Origin of the sequence: Pseudomonas sp. NKUCC02_KPG (genome assembly GCF_019345465.1) — a bacterium.
Lineage (GTDB): Bacteria > Pseudomonadota > Gammaproteobacteria > Pseudomonadales > Pseudomonadaceae > Aquipseudomonas.
This window is the reverse complement of the sequence record NZ_JAHKRC010000001.1, coordinates 77585-99966: the sequence shown is the minus strand read 5'-3', so window position 1 is coordinate 99966 and position 22382 is coordinate 77585. Positions and strand designations below refer to the sequence as shown.

The window sequence follows — 22382 nt, the reverse complement described above, 5'->3', positions numbered from 1 at the left end:
CAGAGTATGTTCAGGGCGCACGACATACTGTGTGCAGTCAGGGACACACGTCCTTCGAGACGCGGATTTTGCTTGGGAGAGCGCGATGAAATTGTTGGTGGTTGAAGATGAGGCGTTGCTGCGCCATCACTTGCAAACCCGACTGAGCGAAAACGGCCATGTGGTCGAGGCCGTTGCCAATGCCGAAGAGGCGTTGTATCAGAGCGAACAGTTCAATCATGACTTGGCCATGATTGATCTGGGGTTGCCGGGAATGAGCGGGCTGGAGCTGATTCGCCAGTTGCGCGCACGGGGCAAGACGTTCCCGATCCTGATTCTGACGGCTCGCGGCAACTGGCAGGACAAGGTCGAAGGGCTGGCTGCCGGCGCCGACGATTATGTGGTCAAGCCGTTTCAGTTCGAAGAGCTGGAAGCACGGCTCAATGCTTTGCTGCGTCGCTCCTGTGGCTTTACCCAGTCGACTATCGTGGCAGGTGCGCTGGTGCTGGACATCAACCGCAAGCAGGCACTGCTCGATGATGAGCCGCTGGCGCTGACGGCCTATGAGTACCGCATTCTGGAGTACCTGATGCGCCATCACCAGCAAGTGGTGGCCAAGGACCGCTTGATGGAACAGTTGTACCCGGATGACGAGGAGCGTGATCCGAATGTGATTGAGGTGCTGGTAGGGCGCCTTCGTCGCAAGCTTGAGGGGGCAAATGGCTTTAAACCGATCGATACCGTGCGTGGCCTGGGGTACCTGTTCACTGAGCGCTGTCGATGATTCGTTCGCTACGCGTTCGATTGATGTTGGCGGCCACGTTGTTGGCCGTGTTGTTTATGCTGGCGCTGTTACCGGCCATGCAGGGGGCGTTCAGTCTGGCCCTCAAGGACGCCATAGAGCAGCGTTTGGCGTCTGATGTCACCACGTTGATTTCGGCTGCCAAGGTCGAAAAAAACCACCTCAAAATGCCCGTCCTGTTACCGGATGAGCAGTTTGACCTGCCGGACAGTCGCGTTCTCGGCTATGTCTATGACCGCGAGGGGCACCTGGTGTGGCGCTCGCGGGCAACGCAAGAAGAAACCATCAACTACAAACCGCGCTATGACGGGCGAGGCAACGAATTTGCGAGCATTCGCGAAGCCAATGGCGAAGAATTTTTTGTCTACGACGCCGAGGTGAAGTTGCTCGGCGGCAAGAGTGCAGCCTTCAGCTTTGTTGCCTTGCAACCGATGCGTGAATACAACCTGACGTTGGCAGGCTTGCGCGAAAACCTTTACCTGGGGTTTGGCGCAGCATTGATTGTGCTGCTGGCATTGCTATGGATTGGTCTGACGTGGGGGTTACGCGCCTTGCGACGTTTGAGTCAGGAACTGGATGAAATTGAAACCGGCGAACGGGAAAGCCTCAGCGAGCAGCACCCTCGGGAGTTGCTGCGTCTGACCGGCTCGTTGAACCGTTTGCTGCAAAGCGAGCGCGAGCAGCGTACGCGTTATCGCGACTCGCTCGATGACCTGGCCCACAGCCTGAAAACTCCCTTGGCGGTGTTGCAGGGTGTGAGCGAAAGCATGGCCCAGCGCCCTGCAGAGCGCGAGCAGGCCTGGGTGCTGCAAAGCCAGATCGAGCGCATGAACCAGCAAATTGGCTATCAGTTGCAGCGTGCCAGTTTGCGCAAAAGCGGCCTGGTCCGCCATCAGGTCGAACTGCTGCCGGTGGTGCGCAGCCTGTGTGACACGCTGGGCAAGGTGTATCGGGATAAAGGGGTGAAGGTCAGTTTCGACATTCCGGAGCTGAGCCATGTACCGATCGAGCAGAACGCCTTGCTGGAGTTGCTGGGTAATCTGCTGGAAAACGCCTACCGGCTGTGTCTGAGCCAGGTGCGGATCAGCCTGCACCGCAATGTTCACGGTATTGAGGTCTGCGTTGAAGACGATGGCCCGGGGGTGCCGCCCGATCAACGCGCGCGGATCCTGCAACGTGGCGAGCGCCTGGACCGTCAACATGCGGGGCAGGGCATCGGGCTGGCAGTAGTCAAGGACATCATAGAAAGCTATGACGCCACCCTGACGCTCGAAGACTCGTCACTGGGCGGGGCGGCCTTCCGGATTCATTTTCCGACCGAGTGAAACCCATGTGGGGGTGAACTTGCTCGCGATGGCATCTCCACGGTCATTCAGACAAACCGGGTAGCCTGCATCGCGAGCAAGCCCGTTCCCACGAGATTTCGGATACAGACAATCAGGCGGATATCCGCCATCTCATTCGCTTCAAGTTGCCCAATGGGCGGAATCCCGCCAAGTCTTTTCCTGGAAAATCAAACCGCAATTTCCTGCAGGGGCAGGTGCTATGGGCCTTTGAGAGGCTTTTGCCCAATGTGGCCCACGGCTTGCAATAAGTGCGAGAGGTCTGCCGGTAGAGCAGCTCCAACAACAAATCCCTCCAAGAAGGAGGGTTCGCGCTTTGGGTATCGCCAGTCTCAGACGGAATGATGATTGAGTGATGCACTTGAGGAACTTTGCAATGACGACTCGTCAGCCACTGTACAAATCCCTGTATGTGCAAGTGATCTTAGCTATCGCTATCGGCATCTTGCTGGGCCATTTCTACCCTGAAACCGGTGTTGCACTTAAACCGCTGGGTGATGGTTTTATCAAACTGATCAAAATGGTCATCGCGCCCATTATTTTCTGTACGGTGGTGAGCGGTATTGCCGGCATGCAAAGCATGAAGTCGGTCGGCAAGACCGGCGGCTATGCGTTGCTCTACTTTGAAGTGGTGTCGACCATTGCCCTGCTGATTGGCCTGATTGTGGTCAACGTGGTTCAGCCTGGCGCGGGCATGCACATTGACGTGTCGACCCTGGACGCCAGCAAAATTGCCGGTTACGTGTCGGCAGGCGCAGACCAGAGCATCGTAGGCTTTATCCTCAACGTGATCCCGTCGACCATTGTTGGCGCCTTCGCCAATGGCGACATCCTGCAAGTGCTGATGTTCTCGGTGATCTTCGGTTTCGCCCTGCATCGCCTGGGTGCCTACGGCAAGCCGGTACTGGACTTCATCGATCGTTTCGCCCACGTGATGTTCAACATCATCAACATGATCATGAAGCTGGCGCCAATCGGTGCGCTGGGTGCGATGGCCTTCACCATCGGCGCTTACGGCGTAGGCTCGCTGGTTCAGCTGGGTCAGTTGATGATTTGCTTCTACATCACCTGCGTGTTGTTCGTGCTGATCGTGCTGGGCGGTATTGCCCGCGCTCACGGTTTCAGCGTTCTGAAGCTGATCCGCTACATCCGTGAAGAGCTGCTGATCGTACTGGGTACGTCCTCGTCGGAATCGGCCCTGCCACGCATGCTGGTGAAAATGGAGCGTCTGGGCGCGCAGAAGTCCGTGGTAGGTCTGGTGATCCCGACCGGCTACTCGTTCAACCTCGACGGCACTTCGATCTACCTGACCATGGCGGCCGTGTTTATCGCTCAAGCGACAGACACTCATATGGACATCACGCACCAGATCACGCTGCTGCTGGTGCTGTTGCTGTCGTCCAAAGGTGCTGCAGGCGTGACCGGTAGTGGCTTTATCGTACTGGCGGCAACCCTGTCGGCTGTAGGTCACTTGCCGGTTGCTGGTCTGGCGCTGATCCTGGGCATCGACCGATTCATGTCCGAAGCCCGTGCCTTGACCAACCTGATCGGTAACGCGGTGGCAACCCTGGTTGTGGCCAAGTGGGTGAAAGAGCTGGACACTGACAAGCTGCAGGCAGAGCTGAACTCTGGCGGTCGCCCGCTGGACGACACGCGTCCGCAAGACGACCTGGGTGTGGCTGAAGGCCCGGCCCCGGTGTTGCTCAAGTAAGCTTGAGTGAATAAAAAACCCATCTTCGGATGGGTTTTTTTATGCCTGCTTATTCGACCCGGGTTTGGCCGCTGAAGACCAGTGTCTGGCGGCAGCGTCTGCACAGGTAACCGCGCCCCTGGTTGACCAGGGCATGGCGCTGGGCCGAGAACGCAAAGTCGCTCTGCGGACAAGGGCAGCGGTAGATGTAGCGCGTGGCGCTGCGCCGCTTGATGGCGTAGGTATGGCAGCGATTGGGCGGCAGTTCGTACACCCCGCGCATGATCAATTGCCATTCTTCGCCATGGGGGGCGATGCGGTCGCCAAACAGTTGGTGGGCGATCAGGTGGGCGACTTCGTGGGGGACAGTTTGCTTGAGGAAATCTTCGCTGTTTTCGCGGTACAACTGTGGGTTGAAGCGCAGCAGGTTTTCGTGCAGATGGGCGACACCGGCTTTTTGTCCGCGCAGCTTGAAGCTGACGACGGGGCGTTTAAAGGAGCGTTTGAAAAATACTTCGGCCTGTTGGAAACAGTCTTCGACGCGGGTATTGAGTGACTCGGGCATACGGTTCGGTTCTCCAGAGCAGGCGATTATGCCGCAAGCGGTGGGGGTACCGAAGTATCGAGGTGCCGAGCGGTCATGCGGCAAACGGTGTAGTCGCTGCCGCAGGCTGCGATGGGTTGCGTAGCGACCCGTTCTTAAAGGTCCTGCGGCCCTTATCGCAGCCTGCGTGCGCCATCTAGTTGGTGTAGACCGGCCCTACGCCCAGCCCCCAGACAATCACGGTAAACGCCATGATCGCCACCAGTACCACCAGGCCGACCGCCAGTACCGAACTTGAAAACAGAAAGCCTTCGTCAGGGTCAATGTTCATGAAGGTCGGCAGGCCCACGTAGAGTAAATACACGGTGTAGCAAATGGCTGCTGTGCCCACCATCATGCCCAGCCACATGTGCGGATAAAGCGCCGCCAGCCCGCCGATAAACAACGGTGTCGCCGTGTAGGTGGCAAAGGCCACGCAGCGCGGCAGGCTGGGTTGTGCATCGTAAGTGCGGGCCATCCAGTGAACAAACGCGCCCATCACACCCACGCCCGCAAGCATTGCGACGTAGGACATCAGGGTCATCCACAACGCGCTGTCCAGGGTCAGCATCACCGGCGCGCGAGCACCGATAACCCAGCCCACCTGGGTGGTACCAATAAATGCGGAAATGGCCGGGATCGCAGCCAGAATCAATGTATGAGTGAGGTACATATGGCCGATGCTTTCTTCTGCATCGCCACGGATTTCGCGCCACTCTTTATCGGGGTGGGTGAAAAGGCCCACAACGTGATGGATCATGGCTTTCGCTCCTTTATGAGACGCATCGCCCCCAGCGGGACGCGTGCCGGTCGCGCAGCCAATACGTATCAAAGCGGTGGGAGTGCGGCCTTAAGCACCAGTATAGGGAACCTGTCGTCCCACAGAACCGGCCCTTTAGAGCATATTGTGCTGTCAGACTCAGGCTTATCGCATTGGAGTCTTTAGGCGGGTAAAGGGGTTCGTCGGCCGGGTTTTTTGGGTAAAATCCCCGGTTTTGGTCTCGACTCGCGGAATCGAAGCGCTATGAGCACTCTTTCGGTCTTTCAAAACAAACTCCAGAAACGTCTGCGTCGATTGACCGGTGAGGCTGTAGCCGACTTCAACATGATTGAGCACGGTGACAAGGTGATGGTCTGTCTCTCTGGGGGCAAAGACAGTTACACGCTGCTCGATGTGCTGCTGCACCTGCAAAAAGTCGCGCCCATCCAGTTCCAGATCGTGGCCGTGAACATGGACCAAAAGCAGCCCGGTTTCCCCGAAGACGTGCTTCCGGCCTATCTCAAGTCCCTGGGCGTGGAGTACCACATTGTTGAAAAAGACACGTACTCGCTGGTCAAGGAACTGATCCCCGAAGGCAAGACCACCTGTTCGCTGTGCTCGCGCTTGCGCCGTGGCACTCTGTACACCTTTGCCGATCAAATCGGTGCGACCAAGATGGCCTTGGGGCATCATCGTGATGACATCGTTGAAACCTTTTTCCTGAACATGTTCTTCAACGGCACCCTGAAGGCGATGCCGCCCAAGCTGCGCTCCGATGACGGGCGTAACGTGGTGATCCGGCCCCTGGCGTACTGCAACGAGAAGGACATCCAGGCTTACTCCGACTGGCAGAAGTTCCCGATCATTCCTTGTAACCTGTGCGGTTCCCAGGAAAACCTGCAACGCCAGGTCGTCAAGGACATGCTCCAGGAGTGGGACCGCAAGACGCCGGGCCGCACCGAGAGTATCTTTCGCAGCTTGCAGAACGTGAACCTGTCGCAGTTGGCAGATCGCAATCTCTTTGATTTCGCGAGTCTGAAGATCGACGACACGGCCGCGTCGCGATTCGTTAACCTGCTAAACCTGTAATTTGCCGAGGAGAGGGCATGCGCGACTACAAATGGCTGCACGAATATTGTTTGAACCGTTTTGGTTCGTCAGCCGCACTGGAAGCCCAATTGCCCGTTCCGAGAACCCCGGAACAATTGCGCCAGATCAGCGATGATCGCTACCTGTCGACCCTGGCCCTGCGGGTTTTTCGTGCCGGGCTCAAGCACAGTGTGGTGGATGCCAAGTGGCCGGTGTTTGAAGAAGTGTTCTTTGGTTTTGACCCGGAAAAAGTGGTGCTGATGGGCGCCGAACATCTGGAGCGGTTGATGCAGGATGCGCGGATCATTCGCCATCTGGGCAAGCTTAAAAGTGTGCCGCGCAATGCGCAGATGGTGCTCGATATCGCACACGAACACGGCAGTTTTGGCGCGTTTATCGCCCAGTGGCCAGTGACCGATATCGTCGGGTTGTGGAAATACCTGGCCAAGCATGGGCATCAGTTGGGCGGTTTGTCGGCTCCACGCTTCTTGCGCATGGTTGGCAAGGACACCTTTGTGCCCAGCTATGACGTGGTGGCTGCGCTGAACGCGCAGAAACTGGTGGACAAGGCGCCTACCAGCCTGCGGGACCTGGCGATTGTGCAAAATGCATTCAACCAGTGGCATGCCGAAAGTGGCAGGCCGATGTGCCAGCTGTCACAGATGCTGGCGTTTACGGTGAATCATTAAGCAGGTTTTGCGAACGGCATAAAACCTGTGGGAGCGAGGCTTGCCCGCGATGGCAGCGCCTCGATTTGCCTGACAAACCGAGTCGACTGCATCGCGAGCAAGCCCGCTCCCACGCACTCTTACGCGCCTTCACCACTCAGTCGCCGGTCCAGTTGGTACCGCCAGCGCACAAACAGCATCGCGCTGATGAACACGGCCACACTGGCGGCAATTTCCAGCAGGCCGAACACTTGGCGATTCGGATCGAACGCCGCCAACGCCCCCTTGATCAGGTACAGGTTGACCACGTAGCAGGTGAACGAATGCCCGCGCGGGCTGCCTTTGAGCATGCCCGGTACCAGAAACATCAGTGGCACCAGCTCGATCAGCAGAATCACCCAGGGACGCGCGCCATGCAGGTCAGCGAAGATCAGGTAGTAAGCGCTCAACAGGCCGATCAGGCCAAAGAAACACACCAGGCTCAATACGCGCATCAGCCGCACTCGCGGCTCCAGCCACTCGACGGGAGGCAGCACTTTTGGCTTTTTAGCCACGGGTGGTCTCCAGTTTCAAGGCGATAGTGGCCAAGCGCTGACCCAGGGCACGGCACAGGGTGATTTCGTGTTCATCCAGCCCGCGCTTGCCGTCGGCGCCCGCATGGTGACTCGGGCCATAGGGCGTGCCGCCAGCCGTGGTGTGCAGCAAGGACGACTCGCTGTAGGGCAGGCCGGTGACCAGCATGCCGTGGTGCATCAGCGGCAGGAGCATCGACAGCAGGGTGCTTTCCTGGCCACCGTGCAGACTGGCGGTGGAGGTGAACACGCCCGCCGGCTTGCCGACCAGTGCGCCGGTCAGCCACAGGTTGCTGGTGCCATCCAGAAAGTATTTAAGCGGAGCAGCCATGTTGCCGAAACGGGTCGGGCTGCCCAGGGCCAGTCCCGAGCAGTTTTTCAGGTCGTCGAGGCTGGCGTACAGGGCGCCTTCTTCGGGAATGCCCGGGGCCACGGCTTCACACTCTGTGGAGATGGCAGGTACGGTGCGCAAGCGCGCCTCAAGGCCGCCTTGTTCGATACCGCGGGCGATTTGCCGGGCCATTTCGCCGGTCGAACCATTGCGGCTGTAATACAGAACCAGAATAAAAGGCGCGCTCACGGCAGGATCTCCAGGACTTTTTCAGGAGGGCGGCCAATGACGGCCTTGTCGCCCACGACCAGGACCGGCCGTTCGATCAGCTTGGGATGGGCAGCCATCGCGTCGATCAACTGTGCTTCGCTGAGGTTGGCATCTGCCAGGTTGAGGGCCTTGTACTCGTCTTCGCCGCTGCGCAACAGTTGGCGTGCGCCGATGTTCAGTTTGGCCAGCAGGTCGCGAAGCTGGGAGGCGTCCAGTGGCGTGTCGAGGTAGCGCACCACGGTGGGCGTCAGGCCTCGGGCTTCGAGGAGTTCGAGCGCACCGCGGGATTTCGAGCAGCGCGGGTTGTGATAAAGCGTCAGATCGGTCATGTGCGGGTCGCATCTTGCGTAAGGTGGCGGCTATTCTACCCGCCTGACGGGCGCGCCTGAACCGTATGCGGTAAATGGCCGCTCGCTGATGGCTTTTAGTATGTATTTAGCGAGAAGGATCAACACATGTTAAAGCGACTCATGGCAGTAGCTGCCGTCACGGTCACGTTATTGTTGGCCGGCTGCGGAAATGATTATGGGGTCGATCAGCACGGACAGAAGATCGCGTCGGAGCGTCTGGACAAACAATGGAAGGTCATCAACTACTGGGCTGAATGGTGCGGACCCTGCCGGATCGAGATTCCTGAGCTCAACACCCTGGAAAAACAGCTGCAGGGGCAATCCGTGGGGGTGTTCGGGGTCAACTTCGATGGTTTGCAGGGCAAGGAGCTGAGCGAAGCGAGTACCGCGCTGGGTATTACGTTTACCGTGCTGGCTCAGGATCCGGCAGAAGTGTTCGATCTGCCCCGCAGCGAGGCATTGCCGGTGACGTACATCATCGATGACAAGGGCAAGGTGCGTGCGACATTGATGGGCGAGCAGACGGCGGCCGGTGTGCTGGCCAAGATCAAGGAACTCAAGGGGGCTTGAGTCAAGGCCGTCGCGAGCAAGCCCGCTCCCACAGGCAGGGTACAAATGCTGTGGGAGCGGGCTTGCTCGCGATTCAGGCGCCGCAGCTTTTCAGCCTTCTTCAGGCCACAACCGCAACGGTTTGCCTTCAGCTGGCCAGAACCGCACCTGTTCAATCGGCGAGATGTCCCAGCTCTGTACGGTTTGCAGGGCCTCGAAGAATCGCTGCTCCTGCTCCATCAGTGCCGGGGCACAGGCTTTGCGGGTGCTGCCCACGCCACCAAAGGTCAGCGTGTTGCCGTCCAGGGTGTAAGGCGCGAACCAATGATTGCAACCGCCACTGCCATAGGCCCGGCCAGCATCGTCCAGGGTTACGGTCAGGTGGCTGTTGTCGATCAACGGTCGTTCGCCGATCCACTCCAGTACGTAGGTGTGGTTCTGCTGCAACTTGACCGGATCACCTGCGCAGCCGACCAGGCTTGCGCCCAGCAATGCCAGCAGGGCCAGGTGTTTCATGGCGCAGCCTTTTGGCATTGCGGGCACACGTGCTTGCTGCCTTCAGTGCTCCAGCCCAGCTCGGCAATACGCGCCGAGGCAGCAGGTTTTTGCGCCTTGGTGCCGAGTTTGGCGTCGACCGCGAACTCGAACTTCAACTCTTTGGCGCACGTGTCGCAGTTGACCTGCCATTCATGAATCGCCAATTCGCCGAAAACCGGCCCTTTGGTGACGGCAACCCACTGGCCGCGGGGGTTGATCAGATGACGGACCTTGTCGACGGACAGGCGCATGGACAGGCTCTTGCTGCCCTTGAGGGACACAATCAGCACGTCGCCGGCTTGAATCGAGCCACCGTTACCGGTGACTTGATACAGGCCTGGCGCCAGGGCGCGGCATTCAATCAGGGTGTGCTGCGGGTTAAGCAGGCTGTAGCGAAAATCGTGTTCGACCATGGGTCCTCCAAATAAGTCGCTATGCTAGCACGCAGGCATCAAAGCCCAAGATCAACCTTCAATCAGGTTGTGCGGCGCACCGTTTTTCCAGGCCGCGATATTGCTCAATGTCGTGGACGCGATCGCACTCAGGGCTTCACGGGTCAAAAACGCCTGGTGGGCGGTGATGATCACATTGGGAAAGGTCAGCAGCCGCGCCAGCACGTCATCCTGAAGGGGCAGGTCGGAGCGGTCTTCGAAGAACAGCTGGGCCTCTTCTTCATAGACATCCAGCCCTAAATAGCCCAATTGGCCATTTTTCAGCGCTTCGATCAGTGCCGGAGTATCGACCAGTGCGCCGCGCCCGGTGTTGATCAGCATGGCGCCGTGTTTGAGGGTCGCCAGGCTGGCGCTGTTGATCAGGTGCTTGTTGTCCGAGGTCAGCGGGCAGTGCAGGGAGATGATGTGCGAGCCGGCCAGCAGCTCGGGGAGGCTTACATACTGCGCGCCCAGGGCCAGCAGCTCGGCGTTTGGGTACGGGTCGAAGCACAGCAGCTTGCAGCCGAAACCGGCCATTATTTTGCCGAACGTGGCGCCGATCTGACCGGTGCCCACCACACCGACGGTTTTTCCTACCAGATCAAAACCGGTCAGCCCGTGCAGGGTGAAGTCGCCTTCGCGGGTGCGGTTGTAGGCGCGGTGCAAACGCCGGTTGAGCGCCAGAATCAAGGCCACGGCATGTTCGGCGACGGCATGGGGGGAGTACGCAGGCACGCGCACCACACTCAAGCCAAGGCGTTTGGCGGCTGGCAGGTCCACATGGTTGTAACCGGCCGAACGCAGGGCAATCAGCCGCGTGCGGCCGGCGGCCAGTTGCTCCAGGACCGGAGCGCTCAGGTCGTCATTGATAAACGGGCAGACCACTTCGTAGTCATGGGCCAGCGCTGCAGTGTCCAGGGTCAGGCGCGCTGGCTGGAAGTGCAGCTCGTTGCCGTCAGGTTGTTCGGCTGCGGTGAAACTGTCGCGGTCGTAGGTCTGGCTGCTGAAAAGAATCGTGCGCATGGGTCTTCCTTGGCTGTAACCACACATCGGCTTTTGTGGGAGCGAGCAAGCCCGCTCCCAGTTATCTATGCAGCACTGCGTGCTTCTTTGGCCAGGCGGATGATGGCCCGGTCCAGTTCGTCGAGAGCTGCGTCGGCGTTGGGGCTTGTTTGCTTGAGCAGGGTTTCGCTGCGCTGGCAGGCGGCGCGCAATTGCGGAACGCCGCAGTAACGCGTGGCCCCGTGCAAACGGTGGACCCGTTCGATCAACCCGTTGTTGTCCTTGGCGTTGCGCGCCTGCTGGATGGCTTCGCGATCAGACTCCAGCGAGGCCAGCAGCATGGCCAGCATGTCGACGGCCAGGTCAGCCTTGCCCGCCGCCAGACGCAGGCCTTCCTCATGGTCGAGTACGGGTAATTGTGCGTTTTGCCGAATGGGTTCGTGGTGGTTGTCACTGATTTGATTGCGCAAGGCCAGCCCCGTCCACTTCAACACCACCTGCGCCAATTGACGCTCGCTGATCGGCTTGGTGAGGTAGTCGTCCATCCCGCTCTGTAGCAGGGCGCGTTTTTCGTTGGCCATTGCGTGGGCTGTGAGCGCCACAATCGGCAGCGCAGTGCAGTGGCGCTCGCTTTCCCACTGGCGCAGCACTTCGGTGGTTTCGCGCCCGTCCATGCCGGGCATCTGTACATCCATCAGCACCAGATCAAAGTCTTCGGTCTTGACCGCTTCAATGGCGGCATAGCCGCTGTCCACGGCTGTCACTTTGGCGCCCATGCCCTCCAGCAGGGTTTGCACCAGCAGCAGATTGGCCGGGTTGTCATCGACACACAGCAGTCGCGGTGCGCGGCTGGCCAGCGGCTCTCCGGGTTCGGCACGGGTTTGCCGCGGGCTGATCAGGTCAGCCAGGGCCCGGCGCAATTTACGGGTACAGGCAGGTTTGGCCTGCAACTGGCCGTGGGGGTTGGCCACCACGGTATTGAACAGCCCCTGCTCGGTGGTCGGGCACAGTACCAAGACCTTGCAGCCCATGTGTTCAAGGTCCCAGATGTGCTGGTTGAGGCGCTCGGGTGGCGTGTCGTTGGCCGTGACCCCGAGGACTGCCAGATCTATGGCCTGAGAGGTCTGATGGGCGCCGGTCACGCAGTTGGTGAGATTCTCAAGGGTGGTACACGGCGTGACATCCAGCCCGCAGTCTTCCAACTGATGGTGCAGGGCCTGGCGGGCCAGGTCGTGCTTTTCCAGAATCGCTACGCGACGGCCCAGCAAAGGGGCGCAGGGCAGGTCCTCGACGTCATCGCGGGCTTTGGGCAGTTTGACACTGATCCAGAACACCGAGCCTTCGCCGGGGGTGCTTTCTACACCGATTTCGCCCCCCATCTGTTCCACCAGCCGTTTGGAAATCACCAGCCCCAGTCCGGTGCCCCCGGGTTGGCGTGACAATGAGTTGTCCGCCTGGCTGAAGGCCTGGAACAGGGCCCGGATATCCTGGGACGTCAGGCCGATGCCGGTGTCCTGCACGCTGATGCGCAGTTGTACGCTGCCATCGGTTTCGTTTTCGTCCTGGTCTTCCAGCATGGCGCGCACGGCAATGGTGCCTTCGCGGGTGAACTTGATGGCGTTGTTGACCAGGTTGGTGAGGATTTGCTTGAGTCGCAGTGGGTCTCCAACCAGTGACAGCGGTGTATCGCGGTACACCAGGCTGACCAGCTCCAGCCCTTTGTCATGGGCCGAAGGCCCGAGGATGGTCAGGGTGTCCTGCAACAGATCGCGCAGATTGAACGGGATATTGTCGAGCACCAGCTTGCCGGCCTCGATTTTGGAAAAGTCGAGAATCTCGTTGATGATTCCGAGCAGGTTGTCGGCCGATTTTTCGATGGTGTTCAGGTAGTCGAACTGGCGTGGGGTCAGCTCGCTTTTCTGAAGCAAGTGGGTAAAGCCGAGAATGCCATTGAGCGGGGTGCGGATTTCGTGGCTCATGTTGGCCAGAAACTCTGACTTTATCCGGCTGGCTTCCAGGGCTTCCTTGCGGGCCAGGTCGAGTTCCAGGTTCTGGATCTCAATGGTTTCGAGGTTTTGGCGCACATCTTCAGTGGCTTGATCGACGCTGTGTTGCAGCTCTTCCTGGGCATTGTGCAGGGTTTCGGCCATGCGATTGATGCCCGAGGCCAGTTCGTCCAGCTCTTGGCTGCCCAGTGGCGGCAATCGGGTTTCCAGATGCCCGTCCTTGAGTTGCGCCACGGCCTGTTTGATTTGGCCCAGAGGGGCATTGATCGTACGGCTCATGCGCAGCGCCAGCAGGGTGGTCAGCACCAGGCCGGTAACAATCAGCAGCAAGCTGGCAAACAGGTTGCGGTAGCTGCGCAGCAGCATGCCGTTGTGGGAGAGCTCAAGCTCGACCCAGCCCAGCAGGCGGTGGGCCTCGTTGGGAATCACATCACCGGCCAGATTGCGATGGCGGCCAAACACCGGCAGTAAATAACGGGTGGCATCGTTGTCAGTTCGTTGTTGCAGCTGGGTGCTGCTGCCCAGGGGTGCCTGGTTGAGCATGATCGGCCCGGCGTGGGCGAGGGGTTCGTGGTTTGCGTTGAGGAACGCTACGGCCCGCACATCCTGTTGCTCAAGGGATTCGGTGGCGATCCGCGCCAGAAGCGCGGTGTCATGGCGGCCCATTGCGGGGGCCACCAGCGGGGCGAGTTGTTCGGCGATCATTTCTCCGCGCTGCAATAGCTGCGATTGCAGCTCGGACTGTTGCAGCCAGGTGAAGTAGCCACCCAGTACGGTTGCCATCAAGCTGACGGGCAACAGCGTAAGCAGCAATACGCGGCCTTTGATACCGAGGTTTTTAAGCACGCAACTCTCCAGCCCTGCATTTTTAAGAGTGACCCGTGCATCCCGCCCAGGCCAGAACGCAGTGTAGCCACATGGTGACCGGCAAATCTTTGAAAATTTGCCATCAATTTCCGATTATCGGCGCCGCTAAAGCCCATGCCGGTTGCCCGTAGTGGCTCAATCTTGAATAATCAATGATTGAGAATTACTTGCAGACGCTAATGAATCCCGTAGCTGTTAGCCCTTCACGCCTTCTGACCATTGAAGATGACCCCGTCCTGGGTGCCTACCTGCACGAGCAGTTAGTGCGCTGCGGGTTTGACGTTATCTGGTGTCAGAACGGTCAGGAGGGTTTGGCCCGTGCCCGGCAAGAGCACTTTGATGTTGTCTTGATGGATATCCTGTTGCCCGGCATGAATGGTTTGCAGGTGCTCACGCAATTGCGCCAGACCCACGCCTTGCCGGTGATCCTGATGTCCGCGCTGGGCGCCGAGGCTGACCGAATCAGCGGGTTCCAGCTGGGGGCCGATGATTACTTGCCCAAGCCATTCAGCATGGCCGAGCTGCGGGTGCGGATCCAGGCCATCCTGCGCCGCGTGGCCCTGGACCGCATGCCGGATGCCCGCCTGGCGCAGGACCCCGCACCTGCCGAGAGCGGATTGCTGTTCGACGAAGACACGTGTGACGTGCGTCATGGCGAACAATGGGCGGGGTTGACCCGCAGCGAGTTCCGTTTGCTCGATACCCTGCAGCGCAATGCCGACGAGGTTTTGAGCAAGGCCTTTCTTTATCAGCAGGTGCTGCAACGGGGTTATGCGGCCCATGACAGAAGCCTGGACATGCATATCAGCCAGATCCGGCGAAAACTCAAAACGGTCGGCTACCACCAGCGCGAAGTGCGCACGGTGTGGGGCAAGGGTTATGTCTTGAGCGCCAGCGATGCCCTGTAAAGTGCCCGGCAAGAACTCTGTCTTCTGGAAGCTGGCCTGTTTGCTGGTGGTGTTCTGTTTACTGATGATCTGGCTCAGTTGGTCCTGGGGCCGCTACATGGACAAACGCACCGGATTTCTCTCCGAGCAGGCCCACGGTACGCTGGTGCGCTACGCCGGTGAGGCCGAGCGCGCCTGGGAGACCGGGCAGCAAACAGCTGTCGACCAATGGCTACAAGCAATGGGCAGCAGGGAGCCCGGTTGGGTCGGGGTGATCGGGCAGGATTTACAATCACTGAGCAGCTATCCGCTGAACGATCGCGAGACTGAGCGCCTGACCTTTCTGCGTGGCCTGGACTGGCCCATTAGCCATATCAAGACGGCGCGCCCGTGGATCAAGGTGCCATTTCCCAAGGATCCTGCTGCGGGCAGCCTGGTGATCGAACTGCCGCAACGTTTTATGCCGGGGCGCTCGCAGGTGATCTGGCGCATTGTCACCAATGGCGTAATCCCGGGTTTGCTGACCTTGCTGTTGTGCGTGGGCCTGTACCGCGTGCTGATCGTGCCGTTGAATCATTTGCGTGAGCAGGCCAACGCCTGGCGTGCCGATCAACTGGGTGCCCGGCTGTCGAGACAGACTACCGGCCGTCAGGACGAACTGGGTGAACTGGCCCGGGCCTTCGACCAAATGTCCGAGCGCCTGCAAAGCACGGTCTTGCAACAACAGCAATTGCTCCGTGACTTGTCCCATGAACTGCGCACTCCCTTGAGCCGCCTGCGGGTGGCGTGCGACAGCGAGCAGGGGGTCGAGGCCTTGCGCGAACGCTTGAGCCGGGAAGTGGATGGCATGCAGCGGCTGGTCGAGGACACCCTGCAACTGGCCTGGCTGGATGCCGAGCGCGGGCCGTTGCCGGTGGAAGACATCCAGGTACAGGCGTTGTGGGAGATGCTCACCGAAAACGCCCGCTTTGAAAGCGGCTGGCCGCAATCACGGTTGCCTTGCCTGGTGGATGAGCATTGCTGGGTGCGCGGGCACCTCAATAGCCTGGCCCAGGCGCTGGAGAACATTCTGCGTAATGCCATTCGCCACTCGCCGCCCGATGGCGTTGTCAGCCTGAGCGGGCACCGTGAAGGCGACGAATGGCATCTATGGCTCGACGACCAGGGTGGGGGTGTGGCGCCTGAAGAGCTTGAACGGATTTTCGCGCCTTTTACCCGGCTGGACGGTTCAAGGCCTGGCGACGGGGGCTTCGGTCTGGGCCTGAGCATTGCGCGCAATGCCCTGCGGTTACAGGGCGGCAGCTTGTGGGCCGAGAACCATGGGGGTGGATTGCGGGTGCATATCCGCTTACCAGCCAAATAGACTGCTCGTCAGCTGCTACGGGTTCGAGTGTGCCTCAAACCCTGGCTTATAGCCTTTAGCCATAAGCACCGCACTTTGCGTGATATGGGCTGTCCGCGTTTGTCGGTATGATGTGCGGCCCCGCGGTCTGGATTGCGAATACGCCATGACATTGCAGTACCCAACTATCGCCGATTGCGTCGGCAACACTCCTCTGGTGCGCTTGCAGCGCCTGGCTGGAAATTCCACCAACACCTTGTTGCTCAAGCTCGAAGGGAATAACCCTGCAGGCTCGGTCAAGGACCGTCCGGCACTGTCGATGATTGCCCGTGCCGAAGCGCGCGGCCAGATCCAGGCTGGCGATACCCTGATCGAAGCCACCTCGGGCAATACCGGTATTGCACTGGCGATGGCCGCTGCGATCAAGGGCTACAAGATGATCCTGATCATGCCCGACAACTCCAGCGCCGAACGCAAGGCGGCCATGACCGCCTATGGCGCCGAGCTGATTCTGGTCTCTCAGGAAGAGGGCATGGAAGGCGCCCGCGATCTGGCTGACAAGATGCAGGCCCAGGGCCTGGGCAAGGTGCTCGATCAGTTCGCCAACGGTGACAATCCCGAGGCTCATTATACCGGCACCGGTCCTGAGATTTGGCGCCAGACCAACGGTACGATCACTCACTTCATCAGTTCGATGGGCACCACCGGTACCATCATGGGTGTGTCGCGCTACCTCAAGGAGCAGAACCCGGGCGTGCAGATCGTCGGCTTGCAGCCGATGGAAGGCGCAGCCATTCCGGGTATCCGTCGCTGGCCGACCGAGTACCTGCCAAAAATTTACCAGGCTGACCGCGTTGACCGCATCGTCGACATGGCCCAGCGCGAAGCCGAAGACGTCACCCGTCGCCTGGCCCGTGAAGAAGGCATTTTCTGTGGTGTGTCCTCGGGCGGGGCGGTAGCTGCCATGTTGCGCTTGAATCAGGAAGTCGAAAACGCGGTGATGGTCGCGATCATTTGTGACCGCGGCGACCGTTACTTGTCGACCGGCATTTACGATGCGCCCAACTGATGGCTAAGCAAGAGAGAGGCCTGCGCTTCCAGCCTGCTGGCGGCACCAAGGCCCCGCAAGTGCCTGCGGGCAAGAAACAGCGTTTAAACATCGAGCGTTTGGCCAACGACGGCCGGGGTATTGCCTTTATTGAAGGGCGTACCTGGTTTGTGTCGGGAGCCCTGGCCGGTGAAGAAGTTGAAGCCCGGGTGCTGGGCGCTCACGGCAAAATCGTTGAAGCCCGTACCGAGCGCGTGTTCAAGGCCAGCGACATCCGCCGCGTGGCGCCCTGTGCCCACGCGGGCAAGTGTGGCGGTTGCAGCGTGCAGCATTTGCCCCATGAGGAGCAGCTTGCACTGAAACAGCGCATGTTGACCGAGCAACTGTCCCGTGTGGCCGGTGTCGAACCTGAAGAGTGGGCGCCCCCCCTCGCAGGTCCGGAATTTGGCTATCGCCGCCGTGCACGCATCGCCGTGCGCTGGGATGCGCGGGCCAAGCGTCTGGAGGTAGGTTTTCGAGCGGCCGGTAGTCAGGACATCGTCGCCATTGATCACTGTTTGGTCCTGGTACAGGCTTTGCAACCTATCATGACGGGGCTGCCCGCCATGTTGCGCCAGTTGAGCAATCCCAAGGCCCTTGGCCATGTCGAGTTGTTCAGCGGTTCGGCAATTGCGGTGTTGCTGCGTCACATGGCGCCGCTCAACGATGGGGACATGAAAATCCTGCAGGATTTCTGCCTCACCCATGACGCCCAGTTGTGGCTGCACGGTGAAGGTGAACCTCAACCGGTCGATTTGACCCGGACCCTGGGCTACCGTTTGGAACAGTGGGATCTGGAGCTGGCGTATCGTCCCGGTGATTTTGTCCAGGTCAATGCTGGCGTCAATGAAGCCATGGTGGCTCAAGCAATAAAGTGGCTTGCTCCACAAGCTGACGAACGGATTCTTGACTTGTTCTGTGGGCTGGGTAACTTCGCGTTACCACTGGCGCAAAAAGTCCGCGAAGTGGTGGCAGTTGAAGGTGTTGCGACCATGGTCGAACGCGCAGCGCAAAACGCGGTCAGTAACAACCTGCAAAATGCAGTGTTTTTTCAGGCTGACTTGTCACAGCCGCTGGTGGATGCAGCCTGGGCCAAGGATGGGTTTTGTGCCGTGCTGCTCGACCCGCCCCGTGACGGCGCCTATGAAGTGGTACGCAAGCTGTCTGGCCTGGGAGCCAGGCGTTTGGTGTATGTGTCGTGTAACCCGGCCACGCTGGCACGGGATACGGTTGAATTGATGAAACAGGGTTACCGGTTAAAACGTGCCGCAATCCTCGACATGTTTCCGCAAACAGCGCATGTCGAGGCGATGGCGTTATTTGAAGCAGACTAGGACGGTCTGTCTATTTCGACGGGCCCGCAACCCGCGCAGTGATGCCCTGTAGCGCGCGGTTGGGATTAGGGCCTGTGATTTCGGCGCATTGAATCTGCGCTGTAGGGAAGGTAAGCAAGATGGTACAGGTCAGAGCACACCAGCCGATCAACACCGACGGCAGTCTCAACCTCGAGGCATGGCTCGATCATGCGGTGAGTGTCGATGTGGCGCTGGACCGTGAAGCCTTGAAAGAAGCGTGCGAGTTTGCGCGCGAGGCCGAGCAGCAAGCCAACGCGGCGAAAAACCTGTGGGCCGAGGGCACGTCGAGCTTTCGCACAGGGTTGGAAATCGCCGAAATACTGGCCGATCTGAAACTGGATCAAGACTCTCTGGTTGCCGCGATTCTCTATCGCTGCGTGCGCGAAGGGCAGGTCTTGTTGCCTGCTGTCAGCCAGCGCTTCGGTCCGGTGGTGGCCAAGCTGATTGATGGCGTGCTGCGCATGGCGGCCATCAGCGCCAGCCTCAGCCCCCGCCAATCCATGGTTCTGGGTACCCAGGGCCAGGTCGAAAACCTGCGCAAGATGCTGGTCGCGATGGTTGATGACGTGCGCGTTGCACTGATCAAACTGGCCGAACGTACCTGCGCGATTCGTGCTGTCAAAAATGCCCCGGACGAGAAGCGCAACCGCGTCGCCCGTGAGGTATTCGATATTTATGCGCCATTGGCGCACCGCCTGGGTATCGGTCATATCAAGTGGGAGCTGGAGGACTTGTCCTTCCGCTACCTGGAGCCCGAGCAGTACAAACAGATTGCCACCTTGCTGCATGAGCGCCGCCTCGATCGTGAGCGCTTTATCAGTGATGTGATGAACCAGCTGCGAACCGAGCTGGTGGCCACCGGCGTTGATGCCGATATCAGCGGCCGGGCCAAGCACATCTATTCCATCTGGCGAAAAATGCAGCGCAAGGGCCTTGCCTTCAGCCAGATCTATGACGTGCGTGCGGTACGGGTACTGGTCCCGGAAATGCGCGACTGCTATACCGCGCTGGGGATTGTCCACACCCTGTGGCGGCACATTCCCAAAGAGTTCGACGATTACATCGCCAACCCCAAGGAAAACGGCTACCGCTCGCTGCACACTGCCGTGATCGGGCCTGAAGGCAAGGTGCTGGAGGTGCAGATCCGCACCCACGCCATGCATGAAGAGGCCGAGCTGGGGGTGTGTGCGCACTGGCGTTACAAGGGGACCGACGTCAAGGCAGGTTCCAACCAGTACGAAGAGAAAATCTCGTGGCTGCGCCAGGTACTGGAATGGCACGAAGAACTGGGTGATATCGGCGGTCTGGCCGATCAGCTGCGGGTCGATATCGAGCCGGACCGGGTGTACATCTTTACGCCGGACGGTCATGCCATCGACCTGCCCAAGGGCGCAACACCGCTGGACTTTGCGTACCGGGTGCACACCGAAATCGGCCATAACTGCCGCGGTGCCAAGATCAACGGGCGCATCGTGCCGCTCAACTACAGCCTGCAAACCGGTGAACAGGTCGAGATCATCACCAGCAAGCACGGCACGCCGAGCCGCGACTGGCTGAACCCGAACCTGGGCTACATCACCACCTCGCGGGCGCGGGCGAAGATCGTTCACTGGTTCAAGTTGCAGGCACGCGATCAGAACGTGGCTGCCGGCAAAACCATGCTCGAACGTGAGCTGGGTCGCTTGGGCCTGCCAGCGGTGGACTACGAGAAGCTCGCCGACAAAGCCAACATGAGAACCGCCGAGGACATGTATGCGGCGCTCGGGGCCGGTGACTTGCGCCTGGCGCAGCTGATCAATCTGGCGCAGCAGCAGGTCGAGCCGGAGCGCGGCAGCGAACAGATGGAGCTGATTCCGCGCAAGGCCACGGGCTACAAGCCGGGCAAGCGCGGGGACATCCAGATCGAAGGCGTCGGCAACCTGCTGACCCAGATGGCCGGGTGCTGCCAGCCGCTGCCGGGTGATGCGATTGTCGGTTACATCACCCAGGGTCGCGGGGTGAGCATTCACCGTCAGGACTGCGCCTCGGTACTGCAACTGGGCAGCCGTGAGCCGGAGCGGATGATTCAGGTCAACTGGGGACCGATCCCGGTCTCGACGTATCCTGTCGACATCGAGATTCGTGCCTACGACCGTTCGGGCCTGCTGCGTGACGTCTCCCAGGTTCTGCTCAACGAGCGGATCAACGTGCTGGCAGTCAATACTCGCTCGAACAAGGAAAACAACACCGCGTTGATGACCTTGACCATCGAGATCCCGGGTCTGGACGCGCTGGGACGTTTATTGGGACGCATCTCGCAACTGCCGAACATCATCGAAACCCGTCGGATCGGGCGTAGCGAAGCAAGATAACCTGTAGTCGCTGACGAGGTACGAGGCTGCGATAAGGGCCGAAGGACCTTCGCTTTGTAAAGCGGGGTCTCTACGCAACCCATCGCAGCCTGCGGCAGCGACTACAGGTTTCGGCCAAAGGATTACAGATGTACAACCTCGACGACCTGCTACACCTCATGACCCGTCTGCGTGACCCGCAGTACGGCTGTCCGTGGGACATCAAGCAAACCTGGGCCACCATCGTGCCCTACACCCTTGAGGAAGCCTACGAAGTCGCTGATGCCATTGAGCAAGGGGACTTTGAGCACCTGCAAGGTGAACTAGGCGACTTGCTGTTCCAGGTGGTTTATTACAGCCAGCTGGCCCGCGAAGAAGGCCGGTTTGAATTTGCCGGGGTGATCGACAGCATCACCCGCAAGCTGATCCGCCGACATCCCCACGTGTTCCCCACGGGCGACCTGTATGCGCCGCTGGACATACCGCGCCTGAGCGAAGAGCAGGTCAAGTTGCGCTGGGATGAAATCAAGGCGCAGGAGCGCGCAGAAAAGTCCGTTGTTCCCCAGCAGCTCTCCTTGCTGGATGACGTGCCGGTGGCGCTGCCAGCCCTGTCCCGTGCCGCAAAATTGCAAAAGCGTGCCGCTCAGGTCGGCTTTGACTGGCCAGCGGCATTGCCGGTGCTGGACAAGGTCCGAGAAGAACTGGACGAGGTGCTGGAAGCGATGGCCGACAATGATTCGGCGGCCATCCATGATGAAATCGGAGACCTGCTGTTTTCGGTGGTCAACCTGGCCCGCCATCTTAAAGTGGACCCTGAAACCGCCTTGCGTGGGGCCAATGCAAAATTTGATCGACGTTTCCGGTTTATTGAGCAGGCATTGCGCGATACCCTGCGTCCCATTGAACGTTGCACCCTTGAAGACCTGGACGCCCTGTGGGGCGAAGCCAAGCGTCAGGAAAAGAATTTGCCCAGCTGCGGCTGAGTTTGCCTAAGTGAGTAAGTAGATGAGCATTTCCCTACGCGACCAGTTGCTCAAAGCCGGACTGGTCAACGAGAAGCAGGCCAAGCAGGCCGGCAAAGAAAAGCAGAAGCAGCAACGTCTGGCCCACAAGGGTCAGATCGAGCTGGACGACACCCAGCAGCGTCTGGCTGCCGAAGCCAAGGCCGAGAAGGTCAAGCGCGACCAGGAGCTGAACCGTCAGCAACAGGAGAAAGTCGAGCAAAAGGCCCGCGCCGCCCAGATCAAGCAATTGATCGAAGTGTCGCGTCTGCCCAAGCTGACGACCGAGGATTACTACAACTTTGTTGACGATAAAAAGGTCAAGCGCCTGTCGGTCAACACGTTGATGCGCAACAAGCTGGCCAATGGCTCCTTGGCGATCGTGCAGCATCAGGGCGGCTACGAAGTCATCCCGCGAGAGGCTGCGCTGAAGATCCAGGAGCGGGATCCGCGCCGGATTGTGCAGTTGAACATCCTGGTCGAGCCGAAAACTCCGGAAGAAGATGATCCGTACGCGGCCTATCAGATCCCTGATGACCTGATGTGGTAAC

Annotated in this window: 22 protein-coding genes; 13 read left to right on the top strand and 9 right to left on the bottom strand. The window is 59.5% G+C overall.

Annotation, left to right across the window (positions count from 1 at the left end):
- Window positions 1–85: 85 nt before the first annotated feature.
- From KO536_RS00490 to KO536_RS00480, 3 genes are all read left to right on the top strand, one after another.
- Window positions 86–763 carry a response regulator gene (locus KO536_RS00490; RefSeq protein WP_019827760.1) on the top strand — a complete coding sequence of 226 codons (678 nt, stop codon included), beginning with the start codon at window positions 86–88 and terminating at the stop codon, window positions 761–763.
- Entirely contained in the window at window positions 760–2106 is a 1347-nt protein-coding gene (locus tag KO536_RS00485; RefSeq protein WP_133075768.1) for an ATP-binding protein, read from the top strand. The genes KO536_RS00490 and KO536_RS00485 overlap by 4 nt, the downstream gene beginning before the upstream one ends.
- A 394-nt stretch (window positions 2107–2500) precedes the next feature.
- The gene (locus KO536_RS00480; RefSeq protein WP_019827758.1) at window positions 2501–3835 is read left to right on the top strand and encodes a dicarboxylate/amino acid:cation symporter; all 1335 of its coding nucleotides are present in this window, start codon (window positions 2501–2503) and stop codon (window positions 3833–3835) included.
- Window positions 3836–3884: 49 nt separating this feature from the next.
- On the opposite strand, the gene KO536_RS00475 is transcribed toward KO536_RS00480, so the two are convergent.
- Both KO536_RS00475 and KO536_RS00470 read right to left on the bottom strand, forming a co-directional pair.
- Window positions 3885–4379 carry a SprT family zinc-dependent metalloprotease gene (locus KO536_RS00475; protein ID WP_133075767.1) on the bottom strand — a complete coding sequence of 165 codons (495 nt, stop codon included), beginning with the start codon at window positions 4377–4379 and terminating at the stop codon, window positions 3885–3887.
- Between the two features lie 175 nt (window positions 4380–4554).
- Entirely contained in the window at window positions 4555–5157 is a 603-nt protein-coding gene (locus KO536_RS00470; RefSeq protein WP_019827754.1) for a Yip1 family protein, read from the bottom strand.
- Window positions 5158–5421: 264 nt separating this feature from the next.
- Here KO536_RS00470 and ttcA point away from each other — a divergent pair, with 264 nt between their 5' ends.
- Both ttcA and KO536_RS00460 read left to right on the top strand, forming a co-directional pair.
- Window positions 5422–6246 carry a tRNA 2-thiocytidine(32) synthetase TtcA gene (gene ttcA / locus KO536_RS00465; RefSeq protein WP_133075766.1) on the top strand — a complete coding sequence of 275 codons (825 nt, stop codon included), beginning with the start codon at window positions 5422–5424 and terminating at the stop codon, window positions 6244–6246.
- Between the two features lie 17 nt (window positions 6247–6263).
- A complete protein-coding gene (locus KO536_RS00460) occupies window positions 6264–6935 on the top strand; it encodes a DNA-3-methyladenine glycosylase I (protein ID WP_219260742.1) in 672 nt (223 codons plus the stop codon).
- A gap of 119 nt (window positions 6936–7054) precedes the next feature.
- Here the strand turns inward: KO536_RS00460 and KO536_RS00455 are convergent, their stop codons facing one another.
- From KO536_RS00455 to arsC, 3 genes are read right to left on the bottom strand one after another with little or no spacing between them, the layout of a single operon-like run.
- A complete protein-coding gene (locus tag KO536_RS00455) occupies window positions 7055–7468 on the bottom strand; it encodes a DUF2069 domain-containing protein (RefSeq protein ID WP_133075764.1) in 414 nt (137 codons plus the stop codon).
- The gene (gene wrbA, locus KO536_RS00450; RefSeq protein WP_219260741.1) at window positions 7461–8066 is read right to left on the bottom strand and encodes an NAD(P)H:quinone oxidoreductase; all 606 of its coding nucleotides are present in this window, start codon (window positions 8064–8066) and stop codon (window positions 7461–7463) included. Before wrbA ends, KO536_RS00455 begins: the two co-directional genes overlap by 8 nt.
- Window positions 8063–8416: an arsenate reductase (glutaredoxin) gene (gene arsC, locus KO536_RS00445; RefSeq protein WP_219260740.1), complete on the bottom strand. Its 354-nt coding sequence runs from the start codon at window positions 8414–8416 to the stop codon at window positions 8063–8065. The genes wrbA and arsC overlap by 4 nt, the downstream gene beginning before the upstream one ends.
- Before the next feature lie 126 nt (window positions 8417–8542).
- Here arsC and KO536_RS00440 point away from each other — a divergent pair, with 126 nt between their 5' ends.
- The gene (locus KO536_RS00440) at window positions 8543–9007 is read left to right on the top strand and encodes a TlpA disulfide reductase family protein (protein WP_219260739.1); all 465 of its coding nucleotides are present in this window, start codon (window positions 8543–8545) and stop codon (window positions 9005–9007) included.
- Between the two features lie 90 nt (window positions 9008–9097).
- On the opposite strand, the gene KO536_RS00435 is transcribed toward KO536_RS00440, so the two are convergent.
- The 4 genes from KO536_RS00435 to KO536_RS00420 form a co-directional block, all read right to left on the bottom strand.
- On the bottom strand, window positions 9098–9502 hold the full coding sequence (locus KO536_RS00435; protein WP_133075760.1) for an META domain-containing protein: 405 nt from the start codon (window positions 9500–9502) through the stop codon (window positions 9098–9100).
- Window positions 9499–9936: a hypothetical protein gene (locus KO536_RS00430; protein WP_133075759.1), complete on the bottom strand. Its 438-nt coding sequence runs from the start codon at window positions 9934–9936 to the stop codon at window positions 9499–9501. Before KO536_RS00430 ends, KO536_RS00435 begins: the two co-directional genes overlap by 4 nt.
- Before the next feature lie 51 nt (window positions 9937–9987).
- Window positions 9988–10977 carry a 2-hydroxyacid dehydrogenase gene (locus KO536_RS00425; RefSeq protein WP_133075758.1) on the bottom strand — a complete coding sequence of 330 codons (990 nt, stop codon included), beginning with the start codon at window positions 10975–10977 and terminating at the stop codon, window positions 9988–9990.
- 65 nt (window positions 10978–11042) lie between these two features.
- The gene (locus KO536_RS00420) at window positions 11043–13808 is read right to left on the bottom strand and encodes a response regulator (RefSeq protein ID WP_133075757.1); all 2766 of its coding nucleotides are present in this window, start codon (window positions 13806–13808) and stop codon (window positions 11043–11045) included.
- Window positions 13809–14008: 200 nt separating this feature from the next.
- Between KO536_RS00420 and KO536_RS00415 the strand changes: the two genes are divergently transcribed.
- From KO536_RS00415 to KO536_RS00385, 7 genes are all read left to right on the top strand, one after another.
- Window positions 14009–14737 carry a response regulator transcription factor gene (locus KO536_RS00415; protein WP_133075756.1) on the top strand — a complete coding sequence of 243 codons (729 nt, stop codon included), beginning with the start codon at window positions 14009–14011 and terminating at the stop codon, window positions 14735–14737.
- On the top strand, window positions 14727–16079 hold the full coding sequence (locus KO536_RS00410) for a sensor histidine kinase (protein ID WP_133075755.1): 1353 nt from the start codon (window positions 14727–14729) through the stop codon (window positions 16077–16079). The genes KO536_RS00415 and KO536_RS00410 overlap by 11 nt, the downstream gene beginning before the upstream one ends.
- Window positions 16080–16224: 145 nt before the next feature.
- On the top strand, window positions 16225–17127 hold the full coding sequence (cysM, locus tag KO536_RS00405; protein ID WP_133075754.1) for a cysteine synthase CysM: 903 nt from the start codon (window positions 16225–16227) through the stop codon (window positions 17125–17127).
- The gene (gene rlmD / locus KO536_RS00400) at window positions 17127–18479 is read left to right on the top strand and encodes a 23S rRNA (uracil(1939)-C(5))-methyltransferase RlmD (RefSeq protein ID WP_219260737.1); all 1353 of its coding nucleotides are present in this window, start codon (window positions 17127–17129) and stop codon (window positions 18477–18479) included. Before cysM ends, rlmD begins: the two co-directional genes overlap by 1 nt.
- Window positions 18480–18598: 119 nt before the next feature.
- Window positions 18599–20851, top strand: a complete 2253-nt coding sequence (gene relA, locus KO536_RS00395) for a GTP diphosphokinase (protein ID WP_133075752.1) — start codon at window positions 18599–18601, stop codon at window positions 20849–20851.
- Window positions 20852–20979: 128 nt separating this feature from the next.
- Window positions 20980–21813: a nucleoside triphosphate pyrophosphohydrolase gene (gene mazG / locus KO536_RS00390; RefSeq protein ID WP_219260735.1), complete on the top strand. Its 834-nt coding sequence runs from the start codon at window positions 20980–20982 to the stop codon at window positions 21811–21813.
- Between the two features lie 22 nt (window positions 21814–21835).
- Window positions 21836–22381 carry a DUF2058 domain-containing protein gene (locus KO536_RS00385; RefSeq protein WP_019827734.1) on the top strand — a complete coding sequence of 182 codons (546 nt, stop codon included), beginning with the start codon at window positions 21836–21838 and terminating at the stop codon, window positions 22379–22381.
- The last annotated feature ends 1 nt before the right edge of the window (window position 22382 follow it).